The organism is Saprospiraceae bacterium, from assembly GCA_026129545.1.
Taxonomy (GTDB): Bacteria; Bacteroidota; Bacteroidia; order Chitinophagales; family Saprospiraceae; genus M3007.
The window spans coordinates 159,700-184,466 of the sequence record JAHCHX010000004.1; the positions used below are offsets into that span (position 1 = coordinate 159,700).

General features: G+C 53.1%; 17 protein-coding genes. 9 read left to right on the forward strand and 8 right to left on the reverse strand.

Translation table 11 applies throughout. The features are described 5' to 3' along the window. Window positions 1–115: 115 nt before the first annotated feature. Window positions 116–823 carry an SAM-dependent methyltransferase gene (locus KIS77_20800; GenBank protein MCW5924770.1) on the reverse strand — a complete coding sequence of 236 codons (708 nt, stop codon included), beginning with the start codon at window positions 821–823 and terminating at the stop codon, window positions 116–118. Between the two features lie 331 nt (window positions 824–1,154). Here KIS77_20800 and KIS77_20805 point away from each other — a divergent pair, with 331 nt between their 5' ends. After that, complete coding sequence (locus KIS77_20805) at window positions 1,155–1,955, forward strand: segregation/condensation protein A (protein MCW5924771.1); 801 nt, start codon at window positions 1,155–1,157, stop codon at window positions 1,953–1,955. A 30-nt stretch (window positions 1,956–1,985) separates the two neighbouring features. Here the strand turns inward: KIS77_20805 and KIS77_20810 are convergent, their stop codons facing one another. Then, on the reverse strand, window positions 1,986–2,456 hold the full coding sequence (locus KIS77_20810; protein MCW5924772.1) for a hypothetical protein: 471 nt from the start codon (window positions 2,454–2,456) through the stop codon (window positions 1,986–1,988). Between the two features lie 85 nt (window positions 2,457–2,541). On the opposite strand from KIS77_20810, the gene KIS77_20815 reads away from it, so the two are divergent. The 5 genes from KIS77_20815 to KIS77_20835 all read left to right on the forward strand — a co-directional run bounded on the left by KIS77_20815 (window position 2,542) and on the right by KIS77_20835 (window position 8,784). Beyond that, window positions 2,542–2,928, forward strand: a complete 387-nt coding sequence (locus KIS77_20815; protein MCW5924773.1) for a MerR family transcriptional regulator — start codon at window positions 2,542–2,544, stop codon at window positions 2,926–2,928. Window positions 2,929–3,028: 100 nt separating this feature from the next. After that, complete coding sequence (locus tag KIS77_20820) at window positions 3,029–5,743, forward strand: 4-alpha-glucanotransferase (protein ID MCW5924774.1); 2,715 nt, start codon at window positions 3,029–3,031, stop codon at window positions 5,741–5,743. A 72-nt stretch (window positions 5,744–5,815) separates the two neighbouring features. Continuing rightward, the gene (locus KIS77_20825; GenBank protein ID MCW5924775.1) at window positions 5,816–6,709 is read left to right on the forward strand and encodes a hypothetical protein; all 894 of its coding nucleotides are present in this window, start codon (window positions 5,816–5,818) and stop codon (window positions 6,707–6,709) included. Continuing rightward, entirely contained in the window at window positions 6,706–6,993 is a 288-nt protein-coding gene (locus KIS77_20830) for a hypothetical protein (GenBank protein MCW5924776.1), read from the forward strand. Before KIS77_20825 ends, KIS77_20830 begins: the two co-directional genes overlap by 4 nt. 3 nt (window positions 6,994–6,996) lie before the next feature. After that, entirely contained in the window at window positions 6,997–8,784 is a 1,788-nt protein-coding gene (locus tag KIS77_20835) for a DUF2326 domain-containing protein (protein ID MCW5924777.1), read from the forward strand. Between the two features lie 103 nt (window positions 8,785–8,887). Here the strand turns inward: KIS77_20835 and KIS77_20840 are convergent, their stop codons facing one another. The 6 genes from KIS77_20840 to KIS77_20865 form a co-directional block, all read right to left on the reverse strand. Next, window positions 8,888–9,211 carry a hypothetical protein gene (locus KIS77_20840; protein ID MCW5924778.1) on the reverse strand — a complete coding sequence of 108 codons (324 nt, stop codon included), beginning with the start codon at window positions 9,209–9,211 and terminating at the stop codon, window positions 8,888–8,890. Window positions 9,212–9,223: 12 nt separating this feature from the next. Beyond that, window positions 9,224–10,543, reverse strand: coding sequence for a radical SAM protein (locus KIS77_20845; protein MCW5924779.1), 1,320 nt, complete (start codon window positions 10,541–10,543; stop codon window positions 9,224–9,226). Window positions 10,544–10,756: 213 nt separating this feature from the next. Continuing rightward, the gene (locus tag KIS77_20850) at window positions 10,757–11,542 is read right to left on the reverse strand and encodes a prolipoprotein diacylglyceryl transferase (GenBank protein ID MCW5924780.1); all 786 of its coding nucleotides are present in this window, start codon (window positions 11,540–11,542) and stop codon (window positions 10,757–10,759) included. 24 nt (window positions 11,543–11,566) lie between these two features. Next, a complete protein-coding gene (locus tag KIS77_20855; GenBank protein ID MCW5924781.1) occupies window positions 11,567–12,463 on the reverse strand; it encodes an NUDIX domain-containing protein in 897 nt (298 codons plus the stop codon). 283 nt (window positions 12,464–12,746) lie between these two features. Next, a complete protein-coding gene (locus KIS77_20860; protein MCW5924782.1) occupies window positions 12,747–13,640 on the reverse strand; it encodes a hypothetical protein in 894 nt (297 codons plus the stop codon). A 104-nt stretch (window positions 13,641–13,744) separates the two neighbouring features. Beyond that, entirely contained in the window at window positions 13,745–14,362 is a 618-nt protein-coding gene (locus tag KIS77_20865; GenBank protein ID MCW5924783.1) for a polysaccharide deacetylase family protein, read from the reverse strand. Between the two features lie 275 nt (window positions 14,363–14,637). Here KIS77_20865 and KIS77_20870 point away from each other — a divergent pair, with 275 nt between their 5' ends. From KIS77_20870 to KIS77_20880, 3 genes are all read left to right on the forward strand, one after another. After that, the gene (locus KIS77_20870; protein ID MCW5924784.1) at window positions 14,638–16,167 is read left to right on the forward strand and encodes a glutamate--tRNA ligase; all 1,530 of its coding nucleotides are present in this window, start codon (window positions 14,638–14,640) and stop codon (window positions 16,165–16,167) included. A gap of 133 nt (window positions 16,168–16,300) precedes the next feature. Beyond that, a complete protein-coding gene (locus KIS77_20875; GenBank protein ID MCW5924785.1) occupies window positions 16,301–16,477 on the forward strand; it encodes a hypothetical protein in 177 nt (58 codons plus the stop codon). A 177-nt stretch (window positions 16,478–16,654) separates the two neighbouring features. After that, entirely contained in the window at window positions 16,655–24,553 is a 7,899-nt protein-coding gene (locus KIS77_20880) for a gliding motility-associated C-terminal domain-containing protein (GenBank protein ID MCW5924786.1), read from the forward strand. Window positions 24,554–24,767: the final 214 nt, after the last annotated feature.

Genomic DNA, 24,767 nt, shown 5'->3' on the forward strand with positions numbered 1-24,767 from the left:
ATCTTAGCAAATCAAGATAAAACATCCAACTGGCCAAAGTAGCCGTCATGCCGGATATTGAGGAGCTGGGTTCTTCTCAACCGCTTCCTGCAAGCGACCGACGAAGCGGCTTCATCTACGATTTGCGATACACCAAAAACACCGCAGGCAACTTTTCCAACGCTTTCCTTTCCCTCTTCTTCCAATCCCGCACCGGCAACGAGCGCACCATCTCTCCCGCGCCAGTCAAATCCTGCGCCACGCCAAACCAAGTGTCGGCGGCCAGATGCTCCAGCGCCACCTCCAGCACCATTTGCGAGCGGTAAGGTGTTTCGATAAAAACCTGTGTCTGGTCGTGTTGGCGGGCAAGGCTTTCGAGACGGCGCAAGTCGCGGGCGAGCTCGGGGCGCTTGGGCGAGAGATAGCCGTGAAAGGCAAACCGTTGGCCGTTCATGCCCGAAGCCATCAAGGCCAGCAGCAGCGACGATGGCCCCACCAACGGCACTACCTTTGCGCCCTCCTTATGTGCCAATGCCACAATCGCGGCCCCCGGGTCGGCCACGCCGGGGCAACCTGCTTCGGATAGCAAGCCCACGTCCTTGCCGGCTTTCATCGCTTCGAGAAAAGTTTTTTCCGCGTCGTCCGAATTTTGATTTTCAGGAAGTTCAACAAAAACCATCTCCTGAATCGGCCTCGACGGGTTCAGGCTTTTGATGAAATGCCGCGCCGTTTTTGCCCTTTCCACAACGAAAACATCCAAACCGCGCGCAATGTCCTGCGCGTAAGGCGGAATGGTGTGAAAGGCATTTTCAGCGATGGGCGTGGGAATGAGGTAAAGAGTCATTAGAGTGTCATTAAAAGGGTCATTAAGGGTCATTAAGGGTCATTAGAGGGGTCATTGGGGGTAATTAAAGGTCATTAAGGGTATTTTGTTGTTGTTGGCCACCTGCCCAATAATGCTGCTCAAGCAAAAAAGGAGATTTATATGTTGGGCGAAGATAAGGCGCAAACTTGCTTCACGAATTCGACAACCTCTTTCCTACATTTGCCAGTCTGAAAATGTCTCTAATGCTCCCCAATGACCCCTCTAATGACCCTTAATTACCCCCAATGACCCTTCTTAATAACCCCCAATGACCTTTAATTACCCCCAATGACCCTTTTAATGACCCATAATGATTTCCACCTTTACCATAAAACTCCCTGCCTTCGAAGGCCCGTTCGACCTGCTCCTTTTCTTCATCGAGCGGGATGAATTGGATATTTACAACATCCCGATTGCCAAAATCACCGACGACTTCCTCGGCTATCTGCACCAAGCGGAAGCGATGAATATTGACTTGGCCTCCGAATTCATCGTCGTGGCCGCCACGCTCATGCGCATCAAGGCCAAGATGCTGCTGCCACGCAAACAGCTCGACGACGAAGGCAACGAGATAGACCCCCGCCGCGAACTCGTGGACCGCCTGCTCGAATACAAACGCTACAAAAGCGTGCTCGACGAACTTCGCCGCCTCGAAGAGGTGCGTGCCTTTATGAGCCCGCGCGGCTACGCCACCACCGAACTCCGCAAACTCGCCGAAACCGCCCTCGCCGATGCCGAAATGGAATCCGTCACGCTCTACAAACTGCTGCGCGTGTTCGAGCGCCTGCTGACGCGATTCGAGGAAGACCAAAAAACCAAGCGCATCCACACCGTTTACAACTACAACTACACCATTCAGGAGCAGCGTGGTTATTTGTTGGAAAAATTGAAAAAAGGCAAAAAAGCCAATTTTGAAAACCTCTTCTTGTCGTTGGAAAACCGCATCCATGCCATCGTCACCTTTTTGGCCTTGCTCGAACTCTTGAACGAACAAGCCGTTTCGCTCGTGCAAGGCGAGGGCGTGAACAATTTTTGGCTGACCTTGCCGGAAGAAAAGCCAAGCCACCCACCAAGACAATCGTCCGACGAATTGAAATCGTCGGACGAATAATCAGGGCGCGATGTTTTCAGACCCCTTCCGCTAATCCTGCCCCAGTCGCGGGAGCGCCCGGGCAAGCTCCTTTTTGAAACCGGCATCGCCAGTGATGCGCAACCGGATGGCTCGTTCTGCAAAAAAGGGGGCTAATTCCCAAGTCGCGTTGGAGCAACATTTTTGCTCGAAAGCGACGAAGGCCTCCAACTCCGAGCGGGTGCCGTCGTCGTCGGGAAAAACAAGCTCGAAGCCATCGGGCAACTCTGCCGACGATTGAGCCTTTGAAAACAAAGCCGCGCTCAGCCCGTTCAGGCGCTCGTGTTGCGCCTCGGCAGAAAGCGAGCAAGAAGAGATAGGCTTCTCGCTATCAGCCCCCGCGCAGCAGGCATTTTTGCCCCTGCAATTGATGGAGCAAAACTCGCCCGTAGGCGACGTGGAGGAGCGAAGCTGGCTGTAAACAAGCACGGACATCGCTGCCGCAAACAATGAAAGCCCTCCAAAAACAAATGTCTTTTTCATGTGAAACCAATTTTTACACAAATTTGAGGCTTGGAGTATAGTCCAATGTCAAGCCTTTTTGGCAAAAAAATTTTTTTCAGACACCATGCTCATTGGAGAATTATCGGAAAAAAGCGGATTTTCACGCGACACGATTCGATATTATGAAAAACTTGGCCTGCTCAAAATGAGTCGGAAAAATCGCTTGCCCAACGCTTACAAAGACTATCCTGCGGAAACACTCCTGCGCTTGGCTCACATCAAAAAGCTGAAACACATCGGGTTCACGCTGACAGAAATCGGCGGAGTGCTAGCATTGTTTGAGCGCAACTTGGCCTCTTGCGAAATGTTGAAAAAAATGGGTCGGGAAAAAATCGAGCAGATGGAAGAAAAAATAGCCGAACTCGAGCACTTCAAAAACGCGATGCGCCGCGAAATCGAACAATGCGACGGCAACTGTTTCGGTATTCGAGAGCAAGGGTGTTTTGTATAGGAGCTTGCCTGATTTGCCAGATGAAACTTTGAGGAAAATATACTTCTTTTGCCCCAAAGCTATATGGCAAAAGCCCACAGTGCGAAACCTATTTCCTTGCATGAAAATCCACTTCTACCTCCGCTACCACACCCAATTCGGCGAATCATTCTCCCTCCGCCTCGACGACGGGCAGTCCGTCGCGCTCGAATGCCTGAACGACGACCTCTGGCATGGCAGCATCGAAGTAAAGGCAAAAGGCGGCGCTTCGATACGATACTCATATATTTTTCATGACCTCAACGGCAACGAAAAACCGGAGGCTAGCACTGAACGCATCATCGCCCCTGCCGAGCTTCCCGCCGGTTCCGTGACGGTGTTCGACTATTACAACCCCGTCGGGGCAGTGGAAAACGTGTTTGACACACAGCCGTTTCGACAAATATTTTTCCCAAAAAATGACAGTCACGCTGCCAAAAGCACCTCGCCAAAGGCCCAATTCACGCACATTTTTCGCGTGAAAATCCCGCTCCTGAAAGCCGACGAAGTACCTTGCCTATTGGGACACGGAACGGCTCTTCGCAACTGGGACAGCGCCGCGCCAATCCTGCTTTCCAAACATGAAAACTGGTGGGAGACCCGCCTCGACCTTTCAAAAGAAGAACTCCCGCTCGGCTACAAATACGGCATCTGGAACACTAAAACCGGACGATTCACAGGCTTCGAAGAGGGCGGAAATCGAACCGTTTTTGCGCATCCGGGAGCCAACATCCACCATGACAACTACGCCCGCTTCCCCAACAACACTTGGAAAGGCGCGGGCGTGGCGCTCCCAGTTTTCAGCCTGCGCAGCCAACAAAGTTGGGGCGTGGGCGAGTTCGCCGATATGCGCTTGCTCGTGGATTGGGCCAAATCTGTCGGCCTCAAGCTCATCCAACTGCTGCCCGTCAACGACTCCACTGCCACACACACTTGGCTCGATTCGTACCCCTATTCGGCGGTATCGGCCTTCGCTTTGCACCCCATTTATCTGAACATGGAGCAGTTGGCCGGGAAGAAACACGCCGCGATGTTGAAGCCGTTTTTGAAAAAGCAACAGGAGTTAAATTCGCTCGAAGCCGTTGACTACGAAGGTGTGTTGCAAACAAAATGGGACATCATCCGCCAACTCTACGAGTTGCAAAAAGCCGATTGGCTCAACGACGCAGCATGGCTCGAATATTACGAGGCCAACAAACACTGGCTTGCGCCCTACGCCGCCTTCTGTTGGCTGCGCGATGCGAACGGCACGGCGGATTTCAATCAGTGGCCGTCGCACCAAACCTACAAGGCCGCCGAAGTAGAAAAACTTTTCTCACCCCTAAATCCTGCAAACCTTGTAAATCCTGTCAAAAAAAACACTCCAAAATCTGTCAACGACTTCGACCAAATCGCCATCCACCTCTTCGTGCAGTGGCACTTGCACCTACAACTCAAATCGGCGACCGACTACGCCCACGCCAACGGCATCGCCGTGAAAGGCGACATCCCCATCGGTATCTACCGCTATTCCTGCGACGCTTGGGTCGCGCCAGAACTCTACAATATGGACAAACAGGCTGGCGCGCCACCCGACGATTTTGCCGAAAAAGGCCAGAACTGGGGCTTCCCGACCTACAATTGGGAGCGCATGAAGCGCGACGGTTTTGCTTGGTGGCGGCAGCGCTTCGAGCAAATGAGCCTCTACTTCGATGCCTTCCGCATTGACCACATTCTCGGCTTCTTCCGCATCTGGAGCATCCCGCTAGACGCAGTGGAGGGCATTCTCGGGCAGTTCGTCCCGGCCCTCCCGGTCGCGGAAAAGGAGTTTCACGACGCGGGCATCGGCTTCAATCACAGCCGTTTGTGCGAGCCGTACATCACCGAGCGGGTGTTGTGGGAAATTTTTGGCGAGGACGAGGTACCCTTCGTGCGCGACCATTTTTTGGAGAAAAAACAAAACAGCCACCACTACGCTTTGAAGGCGGCATTTGCCACCCAGCGCAAAGTGGAGGCGTGGTTCGGCGAGCAAGTGGCGAATGAAAGAAATGAAAAATTGCGCGACGGGTTGTACAACCTGATTTCCAACGTCCTGCTCTTTCAGGAAGAAAAAGGCAAATACCATTTCAGGTTTGGCATCGAGAAAACCACTTCGTTCCAGCACTTGCCTGATGAGGTGAAAGAGCCGCTCAAAAATCTCTACATCAATTATTTCTATCGCCGTCAAGATGAATTTTGGAAAAAAGAGGCGCTCGAAAAATTGCCGGATTTGAAACGCTCCACCAATATGCTCATCTGCGGCGAAGACCTCGGCATGGTGCCGCACTGCGTGCCCGACGTGATGAACGAACTCGGCATCCTAAGCCTCGAAGTGCAGCGGATGCCCAAGCAAACTGGCCTGACTTTTTTCCACCCAAAAGACGCGCCTTATCTTTCCGTGGTGACACCCAGCACCCACGACATGAGCACGATACGCGGCTGGTGGGAGGAAAACCGCGAACTCTCGCAGCGTTTTTTCAACGAGACGCTCGGCTACGAAGGCACGGCGCCTTACTTCTGCGAGGCGTGGCTCAATCGCGCCGTCATAGCCCAACACTTCCATTCCCCGGCCATGTGGGCGATTTTTCAACTGCAAGACCTGCTCGGCAGCGACGAAAAACTGCGCCGCGAAAACCCGCACGACGAGCGCATCAACGTCCCCGCCAACCCGAAGCACTACTGGCGCTACCGGATGCACCTGACGCTGGAAGACTTGATGCAGGCGGAGAAATTCAATGCGGATGTGAGAAAGTTGGTGGGGGAGAGTGGGCGGGGATAAAATGTGGAAAATTATCTACTTTTGGGACATTCATCTTAGTGCTTCACATTCTTAAATTTACCCTTGAAAAAGATGAATCAGGCAATCCAAACCATTTTTGCTTCCAGAATTGAAAATCTACAAGGATTCGATTTTGAGGATTTTGTAAAAGAATTGCTCCTTGCTAAATATTCGCCCAGTGGTTTTAGCCCTACACGTCCTAGAAAAGACAGAGGAAGTGATGGGTTCATTTTGGATTCCCAAACAGTTGTTGCAAGTTATGGTCCGAAAAGATACAACCACAATGATTTCATAAAAAAAGTGAATGATGACTATGAAGAGTTTCGTAAGCATTGGCAGGCCACTTTCCCAAACTGGCAGATGTTTGTCAATCACAAGCTTGATCCCCTTCAACAACCCTACATCAGCTCGAAGCATTTTGGGTCAGTACTTATGGGGTTAGACCAAATTATGTCTATCATTGCTTATGATGTCAATATTAGTGCAACGGCAAGAAGGCATTTAGCAGATTTCTTGAAAATTGACCGAAGCCAATATTTCTCTAGTTATCTCTCCGAGTTACTCGAAAATCTTTTGTCTGGTACTCAAACTGATCCGACTCAACTAACAAATTTTGACCCTGATAGGCTTACAGCAATCAAAGATAAAATTCAATTGAATTATACGCAAGACGACCTAGAATCAGCTTACCAAGAATTTGAAACAGTGCTACCGCTTTTTGAAATTATTGAGAGTCACATGGCTAAATTTGACGATGATGAAAAAAGTAGGCTTAAATATCGAGTGGTAAAAGATTACAACCGGATGGGAGGAGAGTTTAAACAACGTTTAGATTCTCTCGTTGTCATATACTTACGAGAATTCGCTAATGAAAAAGATGACGATTATCAATATAACGTCACTGCCGTGTTGTTATACCTCTTCGAGCAATGTTTAATTGGTAAGAAAAAAGAAGCCAACCCATGATTTTACCGCATCCTGACAGCAATTTGAGTAACAACCTGATGGTTGTGGGGGCGGATATTGTCCAACTACTTTCTCGCCCCGGTATGAGGGACAATTTTGTTTTAGTGGATGATTTACTCCGTATTTTCTTAAAAAAGAACGAGAAAAGGAATCCTGAAATGTTCCTTCACGCTCTCACGTTCCTCTACGCAATGGATGCGATTGAAAGGAGAGGGTATCGAATTAGATTGATTCGCCAAAACCCACCAAAGAAGCAAAAAACCGAGCAACTCACTCTTTTTTGACTCATGCTTGTCAGACTTTATTCAGAAACGAACTTACTTCTGCACGATGTGCCCTTCGAACCGGGCATCAACATCGTGCTGGGGAGATATTCTGGCAAAAAGGAGGCAACAGGAGTGAATGGCATAGGTAAATCCTCATTAGTAAGGCTTATCAATTACTGCTTCTTGTCTCGTTCCGCAGAAAAAATATTTGAAAGTAACCAATACGAATTTCTGCGAAAGGATGAGCATAATATCGCACTAGAATTCCAAATGGGAGGCAAAAGGTATTTTATCAAACGGTATTTTGCTGAAAAAAGTAAGGTTCATTTCGGTACCCGCCCTGACCGTTTAGAAATGTACGAAAAGCAGGAGGCCAAAGAAGTCCTAAACAATATTTTTTTCCCAACGGTGGACAGCAGAGTGGTGTTAGAGGGGAATCGCTTTGGCACCCTGCTTAATTTCTTTGTCAAAGATGACTTGGAAAATCAAAAGAGGATTGAACCGCTTGATTTCTTTGATTATAGCGCGAGCACAAAAGACATCGCTCTTTATAATTTTTTTCTCTTGAACCTGCCAACTCGAAATCTTGCACGGTTTGCCGAACTGACCACAGAATCTAAAAGTAAAAGCGATACGGTGACCGAGTTGACAAAAACTTTAGAGGCAAGGACTGGTCGTACTGTTCAGGAATTTAGGAGTGAAAAACTGGAAATCGAGAGCAGGATATTAAGGCTCGAGAGGACCTTGGGCGATTACAAATTTCTTGAGCAGTACAAGAATATTGAAAACGAGTTAGTAGAACTGACTAAAAAAATCAACGATAGGCTTGAGGCATATCATTCGCAAAATCATGAGTTGAAACGTCTTCGAGAACTCTACACCCAAGATTTTCAGGTAGATACAGTTCAGGTACAGAAAATTTACAACGAGGTTCGAGAGACTTTTGGCGACTTGGTTCGCAAAAAATTGGATGAGGTAATTGCTTTCAGACAAGAGATATTAGAGAATCGAAATCGGTTTCTTTTGAAAAAAGAACAGCAACTGACTCTGGGTATCCAAAATGAGTTGTCGGCCATTTCAAAATTGGAAGAGCAGCGCAGCGTACTTTACCAAAAACTGAAAGAAAAGGGGGCGTTGGAGAGCATTGAAAACATCTATAAAGAGCTCATTAACGAAAGGTCTGGTCTTGAATCCGCAATGAGCAGCGTGAATGAGATTGACCGATTACAAGAAATTATCGCAGACCAAGAGGTCATCATCAGCGAAGTAAAAAGAGATATACAACAAGATTTGAAAGATTTTGAAAGCATCGTAGCCCGACATCGTGCCTCTTTCAAGGACATTCTCAACAATGCCCTTTTTCTGGGCGAAGGAAGTGAAAAGGCTTACTTCGATGTGGACATCGTGACATCTGCTAGGCAGCAGGGTAATCTTCCTTTCAAAATAAATGTCGAAATACCCAAGAGCAAATCTCACGGAAACTCTCGACTAAAACTTATCGCATATGATTTAATGGTGTTTTTGGGCAACATAAGACAAGGTCGAAAACTCCCAGATTTCTTGATTCACGATGGGGTCTATCATGCTATTTCGCACAAAACTAAAGTAAACACACTCAATTACATTGCTCATGAGTTCAACAAAAATCCAACTTTTCAGTACATTGTTACATTTAATGAAGATGAACTCGAAGTACCCGAAAGCAAAGAAGATTCTTTTGGTACCCTTGATTTTAATTGGCGGAAAAATGTAGTTATTGAACTAGAAGACACACCTGAAAAAATGCTTTTCAAACGAGACCTGACATGATTTCCCAAACATCATCCTTTTTACATTTCAACCTACAAGACTTGATGCAGGCGGAGAAATTCAATGCGGATGTGAGAAAGTTGGTGGGGGAGAGTGGGCGGAATTAACCAAACGCCGAATACTTCCCCAGACAAGCCCCAAAGCCAATCACTCCTACCAACAATCCGGCAAGCATCATGGCCTTGCCCAAAGGTTTGTGGTGAGTGCTACCGATAGTCAGCACCAAGCCCACAATAAGGTTGATGCCCGTCTGTGCTACAATCGCCATTGCATCCAACAGGATTGGCCCGTAGTCATGTCCTTTGCCGATGCCCGTAACGGCCAGATAGAACAGCATGATGCCAAAGTTGATAAGCACCACCTTGCCAAGGGGCATTTTTTGTGGAGGTTCGTGTGGGTGGGTGGATTGGTCGAGCGGTTCGTGCATAGCAAGATGTGGTTAGTGTGATAGTGTGGTCAATTGAGTGGTGGTTTCGTTTCGCAGTTGTTCCAAATACGCCCGTTTGGCCGGGTCGCGGTAAAACATATTCATCGTCTCGAAAGGGATGATTTTTTCGTCGTCCAAACTTACGATGTGCACACAGGATTTTTTAATCGCCCGCACATCAAAATCGTAAGCGTCAATAAATCGCATGATGATGATGCGGAAAAGGTTGTCGTAACCCAGGTTAGGGGCGCTGATTTGCGGCAGGCAACACATGATGCTGTGCAGTTCTTCGGTGGCGCACTCGACCGAATTGCCGGTGCTGAACAGTTGAATCATGTGCTCGTGGAGCCGCTCATCCTGCTCATACACAATGGTGTTGCGCGAGTTGTCGAGCAGGTCTTGCGGGTTGAGGTAGCGCGTGAGCGGGAACACCTGCCCGTCTATTTTCAGGGCGTAGGCCATCGCCAGCGCATCGGGGTTGCAAGGCACGGGTATGATGTCTTCGGGTTGGAAAATGAGCGATTGCCTCAGGATTTCCTGCCGCACTTCTGTCAGGGTGATGCGGTCGGTAGCCGGGTCGAAATGCTCGAAACGCCCGGCAGCCTGTGTCGGCTGAAAAGTGACGCCGCGCACACATTTTTGCTGCAACGCGAACTCGATGATGTTGCCGATTTCGCCGTCGTTCAAGCCTTTCTGCAAGGTGACGACGAGCGTGGTGGACAGATTTACTTTGTTCAAATTTTCCAACGCCCGCATCCGCACATCGAGCAAATTTTCTCCACGCAGACTTTCCAAAACCTTCGGATTCAGCGAGTCGAATTGCAGGTAAATTTCAAAATCAGGCATGTAACCCGCCAGCCGTTCGGTGAACGCGGCATCCTTCGCAATGCGGATGCCGTTGGTGTTCAGCATCAGGTGACGGATGGGTTTTCGTTTTGCAATATCCAGTATTTCAAAGAATTGTGGATGCACGGTCGGTTCGCCGCCGCTGAGTTGCACCACGTCGGGCTGGCCTTCGTTGGCTACGACGAGGTCGAGCATTCGCTCGATTTCTTCCAGCGTCCGGTGCCGCCCGTGGTGGGGCGACGACTCGGCGTAGCAGGTCGGGCAAGTCAGGTTGCAGCGGTCAGTCACTTCCACGATGGTGAGGCAAGAATGCTGTTCGTGGTCGGGGCAGAGGCCGCAATCGTAAGGGCAACCGAAGTGGGTGCGCGTGTTGAATCGGCGCGGCATTTCGCTGCGTTTGGCGTAGTTACGGGTGTTCCGATAATATTCTACATCGTTGGCAATCAACACTTTTTCCGCGCCGTGTTCGGGGCAGCGTTTGAGCATGAAGACTTTTTCGTCTTCAAAAATCACTTTCGCGTCCACGCGGCGTAGGCAGCGCGAGCAGAGGGAAAGCGTGAAGTCGTAGTAGATGTAAGGACGTTCCAAGTTAGTTGTTAGTTGTTGGTTGTTAGTTGTTAGTTGGTTGTTAGTTGTTAGTTGTTGGTTGTTAGTTGTTAGTTGTTGGTTGTTAGTTGGTTGTTAGTTGTTGGTTGGTTGTTAGTTGTTAGAAAGTGTTTTGGGGTAAAAAATGGTTTTTCGATAATAAAAAAGCCCGACGAGGCAGGCGAGTTGAATCGTGGAAAGCCCGAACGGGGAAACGTAAACTGGCTTCAGCCACTCGACAAAGAAACGCCAAATGAGGTAGCCGATGAGGAAAATTTTGAAACGGGCACCGTTGGCGAGCAGGTCAGACTTTTCAAGTTTTTGAAACTTGGAAAGTCTCGCGTTCCCCTTGTTTTCCAACAAAAAAATGAAACCCGCGAGCGCGGTGAGGAAAATGATTTCGTAAAAATTGACGGGGTGTCGCGGGATGCCGTCGCCAAAGTCAATGGCCCAGGGGAGTGACGAGGGCAGGCCGTGCGTGCCGTCCGTCAAGCCCGCGAAGTGACATCCCAGCCGCCCAATCGCAAGGCCGAGTATGAGTGGGTAAGTCATCAAGTCGCCGGAGGAGGGGGTGACGCCGATGATTTTTTTGGTGATTTCCACGCCCGCCAAGCCGCCGAGCAAGCCGCCGACGATGGTTTTGTTGCTCATCCAAGCGAGCAAATTCAGTTGGGAAAAATGTTCGGGATTTTCCAAAATGCCGAGCAAGTGACTGCCGAGCAAGGCTCCCGCCGCTGCGCCGATAAATATCCACCAGCGGTTTTCGTCGCTGATAGGGTCTTGGCTGCGAGCGCGTTGCCACGCATAGAGCCGATAGCCAAGCGTGTAGGACAGCATTTCAAAAAGAAGATGCGCTGAAAGGGTGGCTGTGCCGATGTGTAATTCGAGTGGGTATTGCACGGCGAAAAACGGGGTGGGGGTGGGTCAAATTTCTTTTTCCGATTCTTCCAAAAACGCTTTCAGCATTTCCCAAAGAGGCTGGTGTTCGGGCACGAACGAACGCTCGCTCAGTTTGTTGAGCTCGAACCAGCGCAATTCCGAAATGTCGTCGTTGGGTTGGGGGTCGCCCTCCACGAAGACGCAGGCGTAGAGATGGGTCATCACCACGTCCCAAGAGTTGCGGTAGCGCCAGTCGTCAATGCGGCAAGAGCCGATGTAAACGAGGCTCTCGATGTCCATCACCCCGCATTCTTCCACCAGTTCGCGCAGGGCAGCCTCCTCATAGCTGCCGTCGGATGGGTCGGTGAAGCCGCCGGGGAAACGGTAGCGGGTCTCGTTTTCCTTTCGGGCCAGCAGCAGCTCGCGTCCGTCGTTTCGAAACACCGCCACATCCACCGTGGGATAGACGGTGGGGAAGCGGCGCAGGTGGGCGTATATCATGCCAGCGCGAAAGTCGCGCAGCTCTCCCATTTCCACTTGTGGCGTATGTTTCATCTCCTCTTCGCTTGGCTCCAGCACTTCTGTGTGGTAGCGCCCGCTGTAACGCAGCACGAAATCTTCTTCGGAGCCATAGAGCGTCACCGTTTCCTCGGGGCGCAGTTCGAGGATGCGGCGGTCGAGTTCTTGGCTCCATATACGGTCGTCGGGCAAGTCGGGCATTTCCTCCACCACGATGTCGTCGCCATATCGGTCGTTGAACATGAGTTGGCGGAGTTCCAAGTCAATCGGATTGTAGAGGCTGGGCGCGGGGTTGGAGCCGAGAAACACGATGACGCGCTTGTGTCGCTCCTGTACCACGGCGATGAGCCGCTCGTGCACGGGAGTGAGTTCGAGTACCTGAAACCGACCGACGATGATGCCTGTGCCTTGCTTGTTGTCCATTTTGAAATTTGGTGCAAGGTTAGGGAGAATGATTGGTTTGACAGCGCCAATTGTGCCGATTGGCCGTATTTCAAGCCAAAAGCCACTACGGGTGGAGCGCGTCCCGATAGGGAGTTTTTGGGGTTTTGAGCGTTTGAGCGAGGATGCGTGCCACAACTATACCTTGATTCGCTAGGATTTGTTAGATGAACATGATTGATGTTCTTGATTTTTAGCAGATTGCGATTGCAGCCATGCCCAAGACCTAACGGCCCGAAGTGTAACAAACCCATGTAGAGTGTGCTTATTGCACCACGACGGCCAATTTGCCATCACCACTCACAGCCATTCGGCTTATGCTCTTCACGCCGTATTGGGAGAGGTCGGCGACCAATTTCCATTCGGTGTCGCGTCCTTTGGCGTATTGAAAAAGTTTGGCGCCGTTGCCAGTGAGATAGGTGCCATCGGCCAGCACCGCGAAATCCTCGCTGCCGGGGGGCATGATGGTCACGATTTCGGGGATGGGCTTGGTCACGTCCCATGTTTTCAAGAACCAAGTTTCGCTTGATTTGGTGACAAAGGCAAGGCGGCCGTCGGGGAGGGGCTGCAAGCAGCGACCGGGGTTGGCGGCGATGCGAAGCAGTTGTTGGTTGCGTGTGTTGGCGGTGCAGAGCGTATGTGCTGCGCCGTCGTCGCCCACGATGAACAATGCGGCCAATGTGTCGCGCAGCCAGCAGTGGTAGCCGACGTTGAAAATGGCGGGAAATTCGGGCCGACCGTTGTCGGAGCGGTCGAGCGGGAACGACCACAGGCGCTGGTTGCCGTCTTCTTCCACGCGTACGGCGGAGAAGCGCCGGCCTCCGGGCATCGGCACGGGGGAATACTCGGAGGTGGCGCGTGTGGCCGTGACGCGGGTGATGGTGCGCACGAGCAGGTCGAGGGCGTAGATGTCGGTCTGGGTCGAGTCGTCGGGCGTTTGCGCGGTGAGGTATAGTTCGTTGTTGGAAAAGAAGTTGGGCTGGTTGTTGTAGCCTGTTGGGTTGAACGCCGTGCAAAAGCGGGGTGTGTGGATTTCCCAATGGCCGTCGGTTTTTTTATTCAAGGAAAACAACAGGATGTCGTGGTGGTCGAGGCGTTGGGCGGAGAGCGTCAGCGCGGTAGCGAAGGCTGCGAGGAAGGGTGGGAGGTAGCGGCGCATAGTTGTTTTTGAAGCAAATCTATGCCAAATCCCGAAAATCGTGTGCGCAGCCTGGTTGGCTCGCCGCTTGAGTGGCCAAACATCAAGAGCAAAGGAGCCTTGCGTCACACCATCGCAATCTTTTCAAACCGATACCCCTTCCCCGCAAAATGCTCCAATACTGCTGGCAGCGCGAAACGCACATTGTGTTCGGCTTTCAGGCTGTCGTGCATCAGCACGATGGAGCCGGGCTGGGCATGGTCGAGCACGTTTTGGAGGCATTGTTGAGGCGATATGTGCACGTCGTAGTCGCCACTAAGCACGTCCCACATGATGATTCGAAAGTGCCGCACCAAGGACATTCGCTGGCGCGGTGTCAGCCGCCCGTAAGGTGGGCGGAAGAGCCGACTTTTTACCACGCGGGCGCATCGGCGCACGTTGTTGAGATACGGGACGGCATCGGTGTGCCAGCCGTTCAGGTGGTGGTAGGTGTGATTGCCGACGGCGTGCCCCTCTTCGAGTATTTGTTGGAAGATGGCGGGGTGTTTCACCACGTTGTCGCCCACGCAGAAAAAAGTTGCTTTGGCTTGGTAAGGCCGCAGCGTGTCGAGTACCCAAGGGGTCACCTCGGGAATCGGCCCATCGTCGAAAGTCAGGTACAACACCCGTTCTTGCGTGTCGAGCCGCCAAGTGTAGGCAGGCATGAATGCCTGAAGAAGTTTGGGCGTTTTGGCGATGAACATAGTGGAGATTTCTGATTTGAAGTCCGCCTGGCCGAGCGGGGCGTACGGAGTTTCTGTACGATTTTGAGATTTTAGGTCGGAAGGCGGGGCAAAAATGATAAGATTTTACCGTTTGTGGTCAAAAGGGGATGGGGGGCGGATTACTTTTGGAGAAAACTGCTACTTTTGCTGCCACAAGGTCGGAAGGGTCATTAAGGTCATTGGCAGTCATGGTGCGCTTTCTCGCAATGACTGCCAATGACCTTAATGACCTTAATAACCCTCTGACGACTTCGATGCTCAAACCTCGCGTTCGTTTTGCTCCCTCACCTACTGGCGCGCTGCATATCGGCGGCGTGCGTACGGCGCTTTACAATTACCTTTTTGCCAAGCAACATGGCGGCACATTTATCCTCCGCATCGAGGACACCGACCAAAATCGTTTTGTGCCGGGCGCTGAGGCTTACATCATAGAGACCCTCAAGTGGGTAGGGTTGCTACCCGACGAGGGCGTGGGCTTCGGCGGCGATGCTGGCCCCTATCGGCAAAGCGACCGCAAGGACATCTATCAGCGGTATGCCCGTGAGTTGGTGGAGCGCGGCCATGCCTATTACGCTTTCGACACGCCCGAAGCTTTGGATGCCCGCCGCCAATCGGAAGAAAACTTTACCTACAACTACCTGACCCGCAGCAGCCTGACCAACGGTCTGACGCTTTCGCCATCTGAAACGCAAGCACGCATCGCGGCAGGCGAGCCTTGCGTTGTGCGCCTACTGGTGGAGCCGGGGCAAGTCATCCACGTCCGCGACCTTGTGCGCGGCGACGTGGTTTTTCAAAGCAATGAACTGGACGACAAGGTGCTGCTCAAGGCCGACGGGATGCCGACGTATCACCTCGCCAACATCGTGGACGACCGCCTGATGCGCATCACACATGTCATTCGGGGCGAGGAGTGGCTTCCGAGCACTGCTCATCACGTCCTGCTCTATCGGGGTTTTGGCTGGGAAGACACCATGCCGCAATTCGCCCACCTGCCACTTATCCTGAAACCTTTTGGCAATGGCAAATTGAGCAAGCGCGATGGTGCCAAATTTGGCATCCCGGTCTTCCCGCTCGAATGGAACGGTGCTACGCCGGACGAGCATTTCAGCGGTTTCCGCGACACTGGTTTTTTGCCGGAAGCCGTCATCAATTTTCTTGCATTGCTGGGCTGGCACCCGGGTGGCGAGCAAGAGATTTTTTCTCTTTCGGAATTGATAGAGGCGTTCTCCATAGAACACATCAGCAAGGGCGGGGCGCGTTTCGATTACGAGAAGGCCAAGTGGTTCAACCAAAAATACATACAGGCGGCGGACAACGCCGCGCTGGCCACGCACATTCGCCCGCTCGCCGTGGCGAAAGGTTATGCAGCGAGCGACGATTTTCTGGCAAAAGTGGCCGCCCTGATGAAGGAACGGGTGACATTTTTGCCCGATTTTGTGGAGGAAGGCTACTACCTTTTTGAGCCAGTGCGCCACTACGACAACGAGACCCTGCAAAAAAAATGGAATGCGGGTTTAACGCCTGTTTTTGAGGAACTGACGGCGAGGCTGGCTACATTTGAGCCTTTTGAAAGCAGGGATTTGGAAGGAGCGGTCAAAAATTTTATTTCAGAAAAAGGGCTAAAACCCGGCGATGTGCTGCCGTTGTTGCGTTTGGCATTTGCTGGCACCATGAAAGGCCCGGCGGTGTTCGACATGGCGACGGCTTTGGGGCGGGCAGAGACCGTGGAGCGTCTGCGACGGTTTTTGGCACACGCGGCATCATTTCATGCCGTCAGTGTTTAGCAGGTTCGACGCGGCGATTGTACTTCGCGCCGCCAAGTTTGGGGCGGGGCTAAAAGGCAGTCTGCTCAAAATCTTGGCCATCTGACAAATCCTATCGAATCAAGGTGTAACTTTTTACTCAAAAAAATAAAACATGGCCAAGCGGAACAAGCCCAAAGCACCCCAAAAGCCGGAAAAAAAGCCCGACAAACTGAGTGGCATCAACATTCAGGTGAACGAATGGGGGCAAATCGTGCGCGATGTCGAGGTTGACGACATCAATGATTTCCTGAACAAAAATGTGCCTGACAAGAAATTTTCCGAAGAATAATACATCCGCTCCGCCTTGCAGATGAACCGATTCTAATCTTCATTTTAATCCCGTTTAATCCGCAACAAATTCGAACATTTCTCTTGACACCCCCGGCGCGGCCTCCTTCGGTCGTCCGTGATGAAACAAGTCCGTATGACAAACCGGTTACGCAGACGACTACCGGCAATGCCAATAATGCTTGGTCTTTGCCTTTTTGTATGCGATTTCAATGGATTGCAGGCCCAGCAAGGCTTTTTCAACTTCACGCCGCCTAGCCCGTCCGTCTATCCCGTGCTGCCCTATCCCGATTGCGCGCAGACGCTGGCAGGCGCTGGCGTGATGCCGACGGTCTCCTCAAACATAGGTGCCGTGATTACGGCATCCGTGTTCGATTCGGTGGCCTCCGGCTTTTCGCCCAACGACCTCTGGACGGCTCCCACGCTCAATCTCATCGTGGTGTGGTATGTGGCCGACAATCAGGGGCATACGGCCAACTTCACGTTTTCCATTTCGTTTGTGGACAACTCGCCGCCCGTGCTGAACAACACGCCGCCACCCGCCGAGTCGTACGCTTCCATCGTGCAGGTGCCGCCGCCGCCCAACGTGACCGCCAACGACTGCACGCCCGTGATGCTTACTTTCGTCCAATCCACGCCGCCCGACACCTGTCTGGCAGGCTCATTCACCCGCACTTGGACAGCAAAAGATACTTTCAACAACGTCACCACATTCACCCAAACCATCACCATCGCGGCTGACGTGCTCCCGCCCGTCATCTCTTTTTTTCCTCAAAATGGCTCCGCGCCTTGCGAGCAATTGGCTACTGCCTATCCTGCTTGGCTGGCGCAACAGATGTCTCTTTTCCAAGCAGCAGATGCGTCGGGCATCAAGTCGTACACTAACAACGCGCCACCAAACTTCCCACCCGGCTGCACCGTGCCGCTTACGGTGGTTTTTCGCGCCACCGACAATTGCAACCTGTTCTCCACCGCGACGGCTGTCTTTTCCACTTCTGACAATAAACCGCCAACGGTGCTCGCTCCCGCGAAAGACACGGTGGCTTATTGCAGCCCGTCGAACAATCACCTTACTCGACTGGGGGCTTGGATTCAACAGCGCGGATATAGCAACGTGATAGATTCTTGCAGCGGCCCCGTCACCTATATCATGCGCATAGGGGGCATGAACAAAGACTCGGCGGGAGTGGTGGCGGAGTTTTTGGCTTCGTTTGCCAATGGTTGCGGCACTCAACAAATCGGCAGCCAGACTTATAACAAAGTGCGCGGAAAAATATCGGTTGACTTTTTCGCCACAGACGCTTGCGGCAATTCGGCGTTCGTCAACCAAGCCACTTTTGGCGCGATAGACACCCTGCCTCCCGTCATCACCGGTTCCAACACGACCGAACAATGCGGCGGCGGCAACGACAACGCCAATTTGCAGGCATGGATAAACGCGCATGGCAACGCGGTAGTGACCGACGACTGTTCTGGCTTCACTTGGACGAATTTTTCCTACGCGACTTCCGATGGACAAAACGGAAACGGCGTGTTCAACGCTGGACCTTACCCACAGGTGCAGGCGCACAATTGCGCTTGGTGGGCAGATGTGACCTTCCGGGCGACCGACGATTGCGGCAACTCCGCAGCCATCACCTTGCGCTTTCAAATTGTGGACACCCAAGCCCCCGTCATAGCGGGGCATCCCGACACCGTGACGCTTTCGTGTGCCAACCCGGTGCCGACGCTTTCGCCCGCTTTTGTGACAGACAACTGCGACACGAGTATGACACTCGCCTACGCTTTCACTGTCTCGGACTCGCTCTGCCCCGGCTCATACACGATGAACGTGACTTGGTCGGCCACCGATGACTGTGGCAACACGGGCACGGCGACGCAAAAGGTGCTGGTGCGCGACACGAATGGCCCAGTGTTCACCCTCGTGCCGCCCAACGTCACGTTCCGATGCGATACATTTGTCTTGCCCCCATTCCCAACGGCGGGGGTGGATATCACGGCAACCGACCAATGCAGCGGGGTGACGAGCATCGTGGCGCAAGATGTTTCGCAGCAAAACCCCAACCCGGCTACCTGCGGCCATTACACCTACAACATCATTCGAACCTTCACGGCGACGGATGCTTGCGGCAACACCTCGACCGCCTCGCAGCTCATCTCAGTGATTGACAACCTCGGCCCGGCACCGGGTGGGTTGCTGGACACGACCATGACCTGCGACGCGCAACCTTTCCCCACGCCGCCACCGGCCCCCGTGGATGCTTGCTCCGGCCCGACCGCACTGCCTGTTTTTGTCAATGATGTCATCTCAAATGGCCCTTGCGACGATGCCTACATCATCATCCGAAATTGGCAGGCAGAGGACGTGTGCGGCAACACAAGCATCATTCCGCAAAATATCCATGTGGTGGACACGGTAGCACCCACACTGAGCAACATCCCGCCCGACGTGACGGTGGAGTGCAATGCCATCCCCGTGCCGCCGGATGCCAGCACATTCAACGCGACGGACAATTGCGACGAAACAGTGCTCGTGACGATGAACGACACGGAGATTCGCAACCCCAACACTGCCGATTGCAACCACTGGACGAACTATCTCATCCGCCGCGAATGGACGGCGACCGATAATTGTGGCAATGCCCGCACCTACACCCAAAATATCAGCGTGCAGGACAATACTGGCCCTGTCATTCAGACGGTGCCTTCCGTGACGCTGCCTGCCGCACCCGGTCTTTGCAGCGCCATGGTGGGCATTCCCGCACCTATTTCGTTCTATGATGTGTGCACATCCCAGAAGAGTGCGGTGATGCTGAAAGACACCTCCTTGCTCGTGAACACTTCTGGCGGGCCAAACAACACGACCCCAGTGGATACGGTGGTTTTCCAGTGGTCGTCGCCCAATTTTCCGCCCGATATGCCAGCTCTCGACCCCGTGACGCTCAAAATTTTCTTGGACATCGCCGACGCGGAAGGGCCGACGGAGTTTTTCAGGGTGTACGGCGAAAATGGCTTTTTGATTGGCCAGACCAATCCCAACAGCCCCCCGGTGCAGTGTGGCAACAGCATCACGACTTTTACAATCCCAGTGGCGCAATTCAACGACTGGCTCACGGATGGCGAGCTGACCCTCACACTTGCGCCCAACGGCACGGGAAGCGATGCCATCAACGCGCTGGCGACTTGCGCGGGTGGGCGTGCGCGAGCCGAGCTCACTTACCAATTTGCCAACCCACAGCTGCCCGTCACATTGCAATTCAGCCTCGATGGCAACGCGCCCATGCCTTACCCCCCATCGGGCCCCTTCACGCTCGACGCGGGCACACACACCGTTACTTATACCGCGATTGATTGTGCTGGCAACAGCTCGACGGCGACCACTGTCATCGAGGTGATAGACGTGGAGCCACCCACCGTAATACCGCCCGCGCCTTCCACCTTTTATGTTGGGCAAAATAACTGCGCCGCCATTGTGACGCTGCCATTCCCAACCATCAGCGACAACTGCGACGTGTCTGGAAAAATCGTGCAGTCATCCGCGAGTCTGCCTGTTATTTTTGAAAATGACCCCAACGCGGGCCTTATTCCCAAAGATATTTTTCTGACGATTACAGGGCTTGTGCCCAATGCGATTTCAAATGGAACGCTCACCATTCGGCACAGGGGCGACAACGACAATGCGCCGGGAGGGGAGTTTTTCCGTGTGTTTGACGAAGGCAACAACTTTTTGTCCATCACCTCTTCGGGCACTGCGGTGGGTCAATGCTCGCTTTTCCACGAAACAGTCATCAATGTCACGGCCAATCAAATCAATGCTTGGGCGGCAGGCAACGGCACGACTTCCATCAAACTGGAAGCCAACGACGATGCGGGGAATTTTACCGACTTTATTGACCCTTGCGACGCGCTGTTGCCCGACATGACCGATGGCATCAGCCGGGTGCAGGCCGTGTTGGAGTATAGTTTTGCCGTGGTCGCTTACGAAATCCGCAACAGCAACGACGAGCTGGTGCGCTTCGGCACACTCATCGGCAACCAAACAACCGACACCTTGCCACCCGGAACCTACACAGTGAAGTATCGGACAAACGATGCCAGCGGCCTCGAAGGGATGGCCAGCTTTAGCATTATGGTGCTTGACACGGTGCGGCCAGTCGCGGTGTGCCAGTCGCTCACGATTCAGGTGAATCCCTCTGGTTTGCCCAACGACACTTACATCCTGCAACCCTCGGAAGTGGACAATGGCAGTTGGGACAACTGCTCTGGCACCGCGCTGAGTTTTCAGCTTTCCCAGACGGATTTTGTATGCAGTCAAGCAGGCAACAACTTCAACGTGACGATGACGGTGACCGATGCGGCGGGCAATTCCTCCTCTTGTTCTGCGCTTGTGAGCGTGATAACCACCATTTTACAGCCAACCTACGACCCAGTGTGCGAAGGGGGCACGTTGCGCCTGTATGCCAATCCGCCCACCACCGCTTCCACTTATTCGTGGAGTGGCCCCAATGGGTTTTCCTCCAACCTCCAAAACCCCACATTGCCCGCGCTGATACAAAGTCAAGGAACTTATTGTGTCACCGTGACGGGGTTGACCGGCTGCACCGCCACGGGTTGCGTCACCGTCATGCTGGTGACCTTGCCCGACCAACCCATCATATCGGCCAACAAGGTTTCTTTCTGTGCGGGGGAAAACATCGTGCTAGCCACCCCGACTTATGCGGGGCAAAACGTGAGTTATCAGTGGTTTTTGGATACCCTGCCCGGTGGCCCCGTCTTGCTCGGCACCACCATGCAACCCATTTTCACCATCTCACAGCCAGCGGTGGGTGCTTATCGCTATTTCGTCCGAGTGTCGGCAGACAACTGCGTGTCGGTCAATTCCAACCTGCTCACCGCTACCGTATATCCCATTCCGCCCGCAGCCGTCAATCCGAACGCCATCAACCTTTGCCAGTGCGAGCCGCTCACGCTGAACTCCACGACACCACCTCAGCCCGGGCTGACTTACGCTTGGACCGGTCCCAGCGGATACAACAGCAACGCGCAAAGCCCGCTAGTGACCAACTGTGCCAACCCAAGCATTCACACGGGGATTTATACCTTGATAACCCAACAGAACAATTGTTTCTCCGCGCCCGTCACGGTGAGCGTGAACGTAGGTGAAAAACCCGCCACGCCCCAACTCACAGGCGCCACCAAAGTGTGCGTGGGTGCCACCGTCACGCTGATTTGCACCGAAATACAAAATGTGAACTACTACGAGTGGCAATCGCCCAGCTTTGTCACTGTCACCACCCAAATCAACTCCCTCGTCCTCAACGACGTGATGGTGGCGGATTCGGGTGTCTGGCGCGTGCGGGTGTTCAAGCAAGGTTGCTTCTCCGACTGGTCGGCGCCCATACTCGTGGAAGTGGAGGAATACCCAACAGTGGTGGCCAGCGCCAACACACCGCTTTGTCAGGGCGGTCCGCTGCAATTGTCCGCCAGTTCGAATATCCCATTGCCTTCGGACAACTGGGCGTGGTACGGGCCGGGCGGCTGGACGTTTTTCGGGCAGCCCAACGCGACCCGCAACCCTGCTGTGGCAGGCACCTACATGGTAATCGGGCGCACCAAATTTGGATGCCCCGACACATCGTTCGTGAATGTGACGGTGATAGACCCACCCGTGATTACTTCTGTCACGCACACGGCCCCGGTCTGCGCGGATGGTTCGAGCGCAGTGCTGCAAGCAGTGACTTTTTCGGACAACCCGCCGCTCACATACAGCTGGACAGGGCCAGGCGGATTCATGAGCAGTGCCCCCATGCCAGTGATACCCGGCATCACAGCAGCGCAAAACGGCACCTACAATCTGGTGGTGATGGATGCTTTTGGCTGCGTGTCAGCCATGAAATCCACGACGGTCAGCATTCAAGACCCACCTATCACGCCCATTTTGGCCGTGACCCCGCCAGTAGTATGCGCGGGTGCGGACGTGACCATTTCCATCACGAACGCCAATCAATACCCGCCCACCACTACCATCTACACTTGGTTCAAACCCAATGGCGATACGTCCACCACACAGCCGTTTATCATCATACCCAGCGTGCAAACGCCCGCCAATGGCAACTACTTCAACTTGGTGACGGTGACAGGCTGCATTTCGGACACCTCCGCCCCCGTCAATCTGGTCGTGAACCCCATTCCGAACTCGCCCGTCGTCACGGCCAACACACCCCTTTGCGAGGGCGACACGCTGAAACTAAGCACCCCGCTCGTGTTCAACGCCACCTACTCATGGTCGGGGCCAGCAGGCACGGTGTTCATACCGAGCGCCAATGTGCGCAACCCCATCATCCCAAACATCAACGCCAACCACGCGGGCAACTATGCCGTGACCATCACCGTCAATGGCTGCTCCGCAAGCGGAGAGGGGGTCAACGTGCAAGTCATCCCACGCCCCAAACAGCCGATTATCAAAACGCCCATTCAGGATGTCTGCCTCGACCAAGCAGGTGCCATCTTGACCATACAAGTCACGGACTCCTCGCAAGTGCCGGGCGCGCAATACACTTGGTACTATGCCCCCACGCAGACCGTATTGAGCGGCCCCGGGTTCCCCATCGCCTACCAAACCACCGATTTTGGCAATTTCAATCACGGGCTTAACGGCTTTTATGTGATAGCCAGCAAAGACGGTTGCAGCTCGCTGCCTTCGGCTACCGTGCAGGTCAGGTTCGACACCATTCCCAACATCAACCCCTTGGCGGGTCAGGACATGGATGCCTGCGCCTCGGCACCCATTCAACTGAACGCCTCGAACCCCACACCTGCCACAGGCTTCTGGACCCAGCTGACCACCTTCCCCGGCATATTCGACAACGCGAGCAGCCCCACTGCCAAATTGACTGGGGTGATTCCGGGTGTCATCTATCAACTGCAATGGACACTTTCCAATGGTGGCTGTAAAAATTACGCGAACGACACCGTTTTCATAAAAACGTTTGCGCCGGAAACGGCCACAGTAATAGACAGCTTGATTCAGGTGTGCTACGCCACCACCGTGCAATTGAACGCCGTGCAAGGGATAAATGTGGATGGCTACTGGACGCAGCCGCCCGGTCAAGAGATGCTCACGGGATTCCACATCGTGGACCCGCTCGACCCCAAAACGGAAGTGGATAGCCTTGCCGACGGCAACACCAACATCCTTTATTTCTGGAATCTCGACAATGGCGCCTGCGGCATCTCGACCGCCACCGTGACCATTCGCAACTTCGGCTCAAGAGCCGACGGGGGCGCCGACCAAGTGCTGTGCAGGAATGACTCTTGCACCACGCTCATCGCTCAACAGCCCCCCACGGGCGAATCGGGGCTTTGGTATAGCAACGACCCAACCTTGGTCTTTTCCAACCCGACCAGCCACATCACCTCCGTCTGCAACCTAAAACGCGGGGCCAACACGGTCATCTGGATGACCAACAATGGCTTCTGCGGCCCACAATCGTACGACACCGTGCAGATTGTGTATGACTTGCAGCCCACAGCAGTGCCCGACGAATATAGCATTGGCTTCGGAACCGTTTTCAACTTCAACGTCTTGCTGAACGACATTTTGCCCCAGCAATACAGCGTCACGGTGGAACAGCCCCCATCGGGTGGCCAATTGACCGAACTGGCACCGGGCCTTTTCACCTATCGCCCCAATGTGAACTTCGCAGGGGAAGACTTGATGATTTACAAGGTGTGCAACCTGGTGTGCCCCACCGCGACGTGCAGCACGGCCATCGTCAGGCTCAATGTGGGCACCATTGACGAGTGCCCCATCTTCAACGTCATCACCCCCAATGACGACAGCGTGAACGACTTCCTCTTCATCCCTTGCATTGACACAGGAGAGACCGCCGACAACGAGGTCACGATATTCAACCAATGGGGCGACGTGGTGTATCACGCACAACCTTATGACAACAACAACCCGTGGAGAGGCCAATACAAAGGCCAAGACCTCCCGGTCGGCACCTATTTCTACGTCATCAAATTCAACGGGCAAGTAAAACCCAAAGCAGGCTTTTTGCAACTGCAACGATGAACGGAGTGCGGGAACATACCCATATTTTGCCACAAAGCCCCAAAGGTTTCAAAATCAACCTCTTGTAACCTTTGAGACTTTGTGGCAACATTGATAAACTTGGTCAGTGGCGTATTAACCCAAACAATAATCAGTGGCCAAAAAGACTTCGATGCGTCAATAGGCACCTCAAAGCCCCAATCGAACCAATCGGCTCAATCGAACCAATCGAACA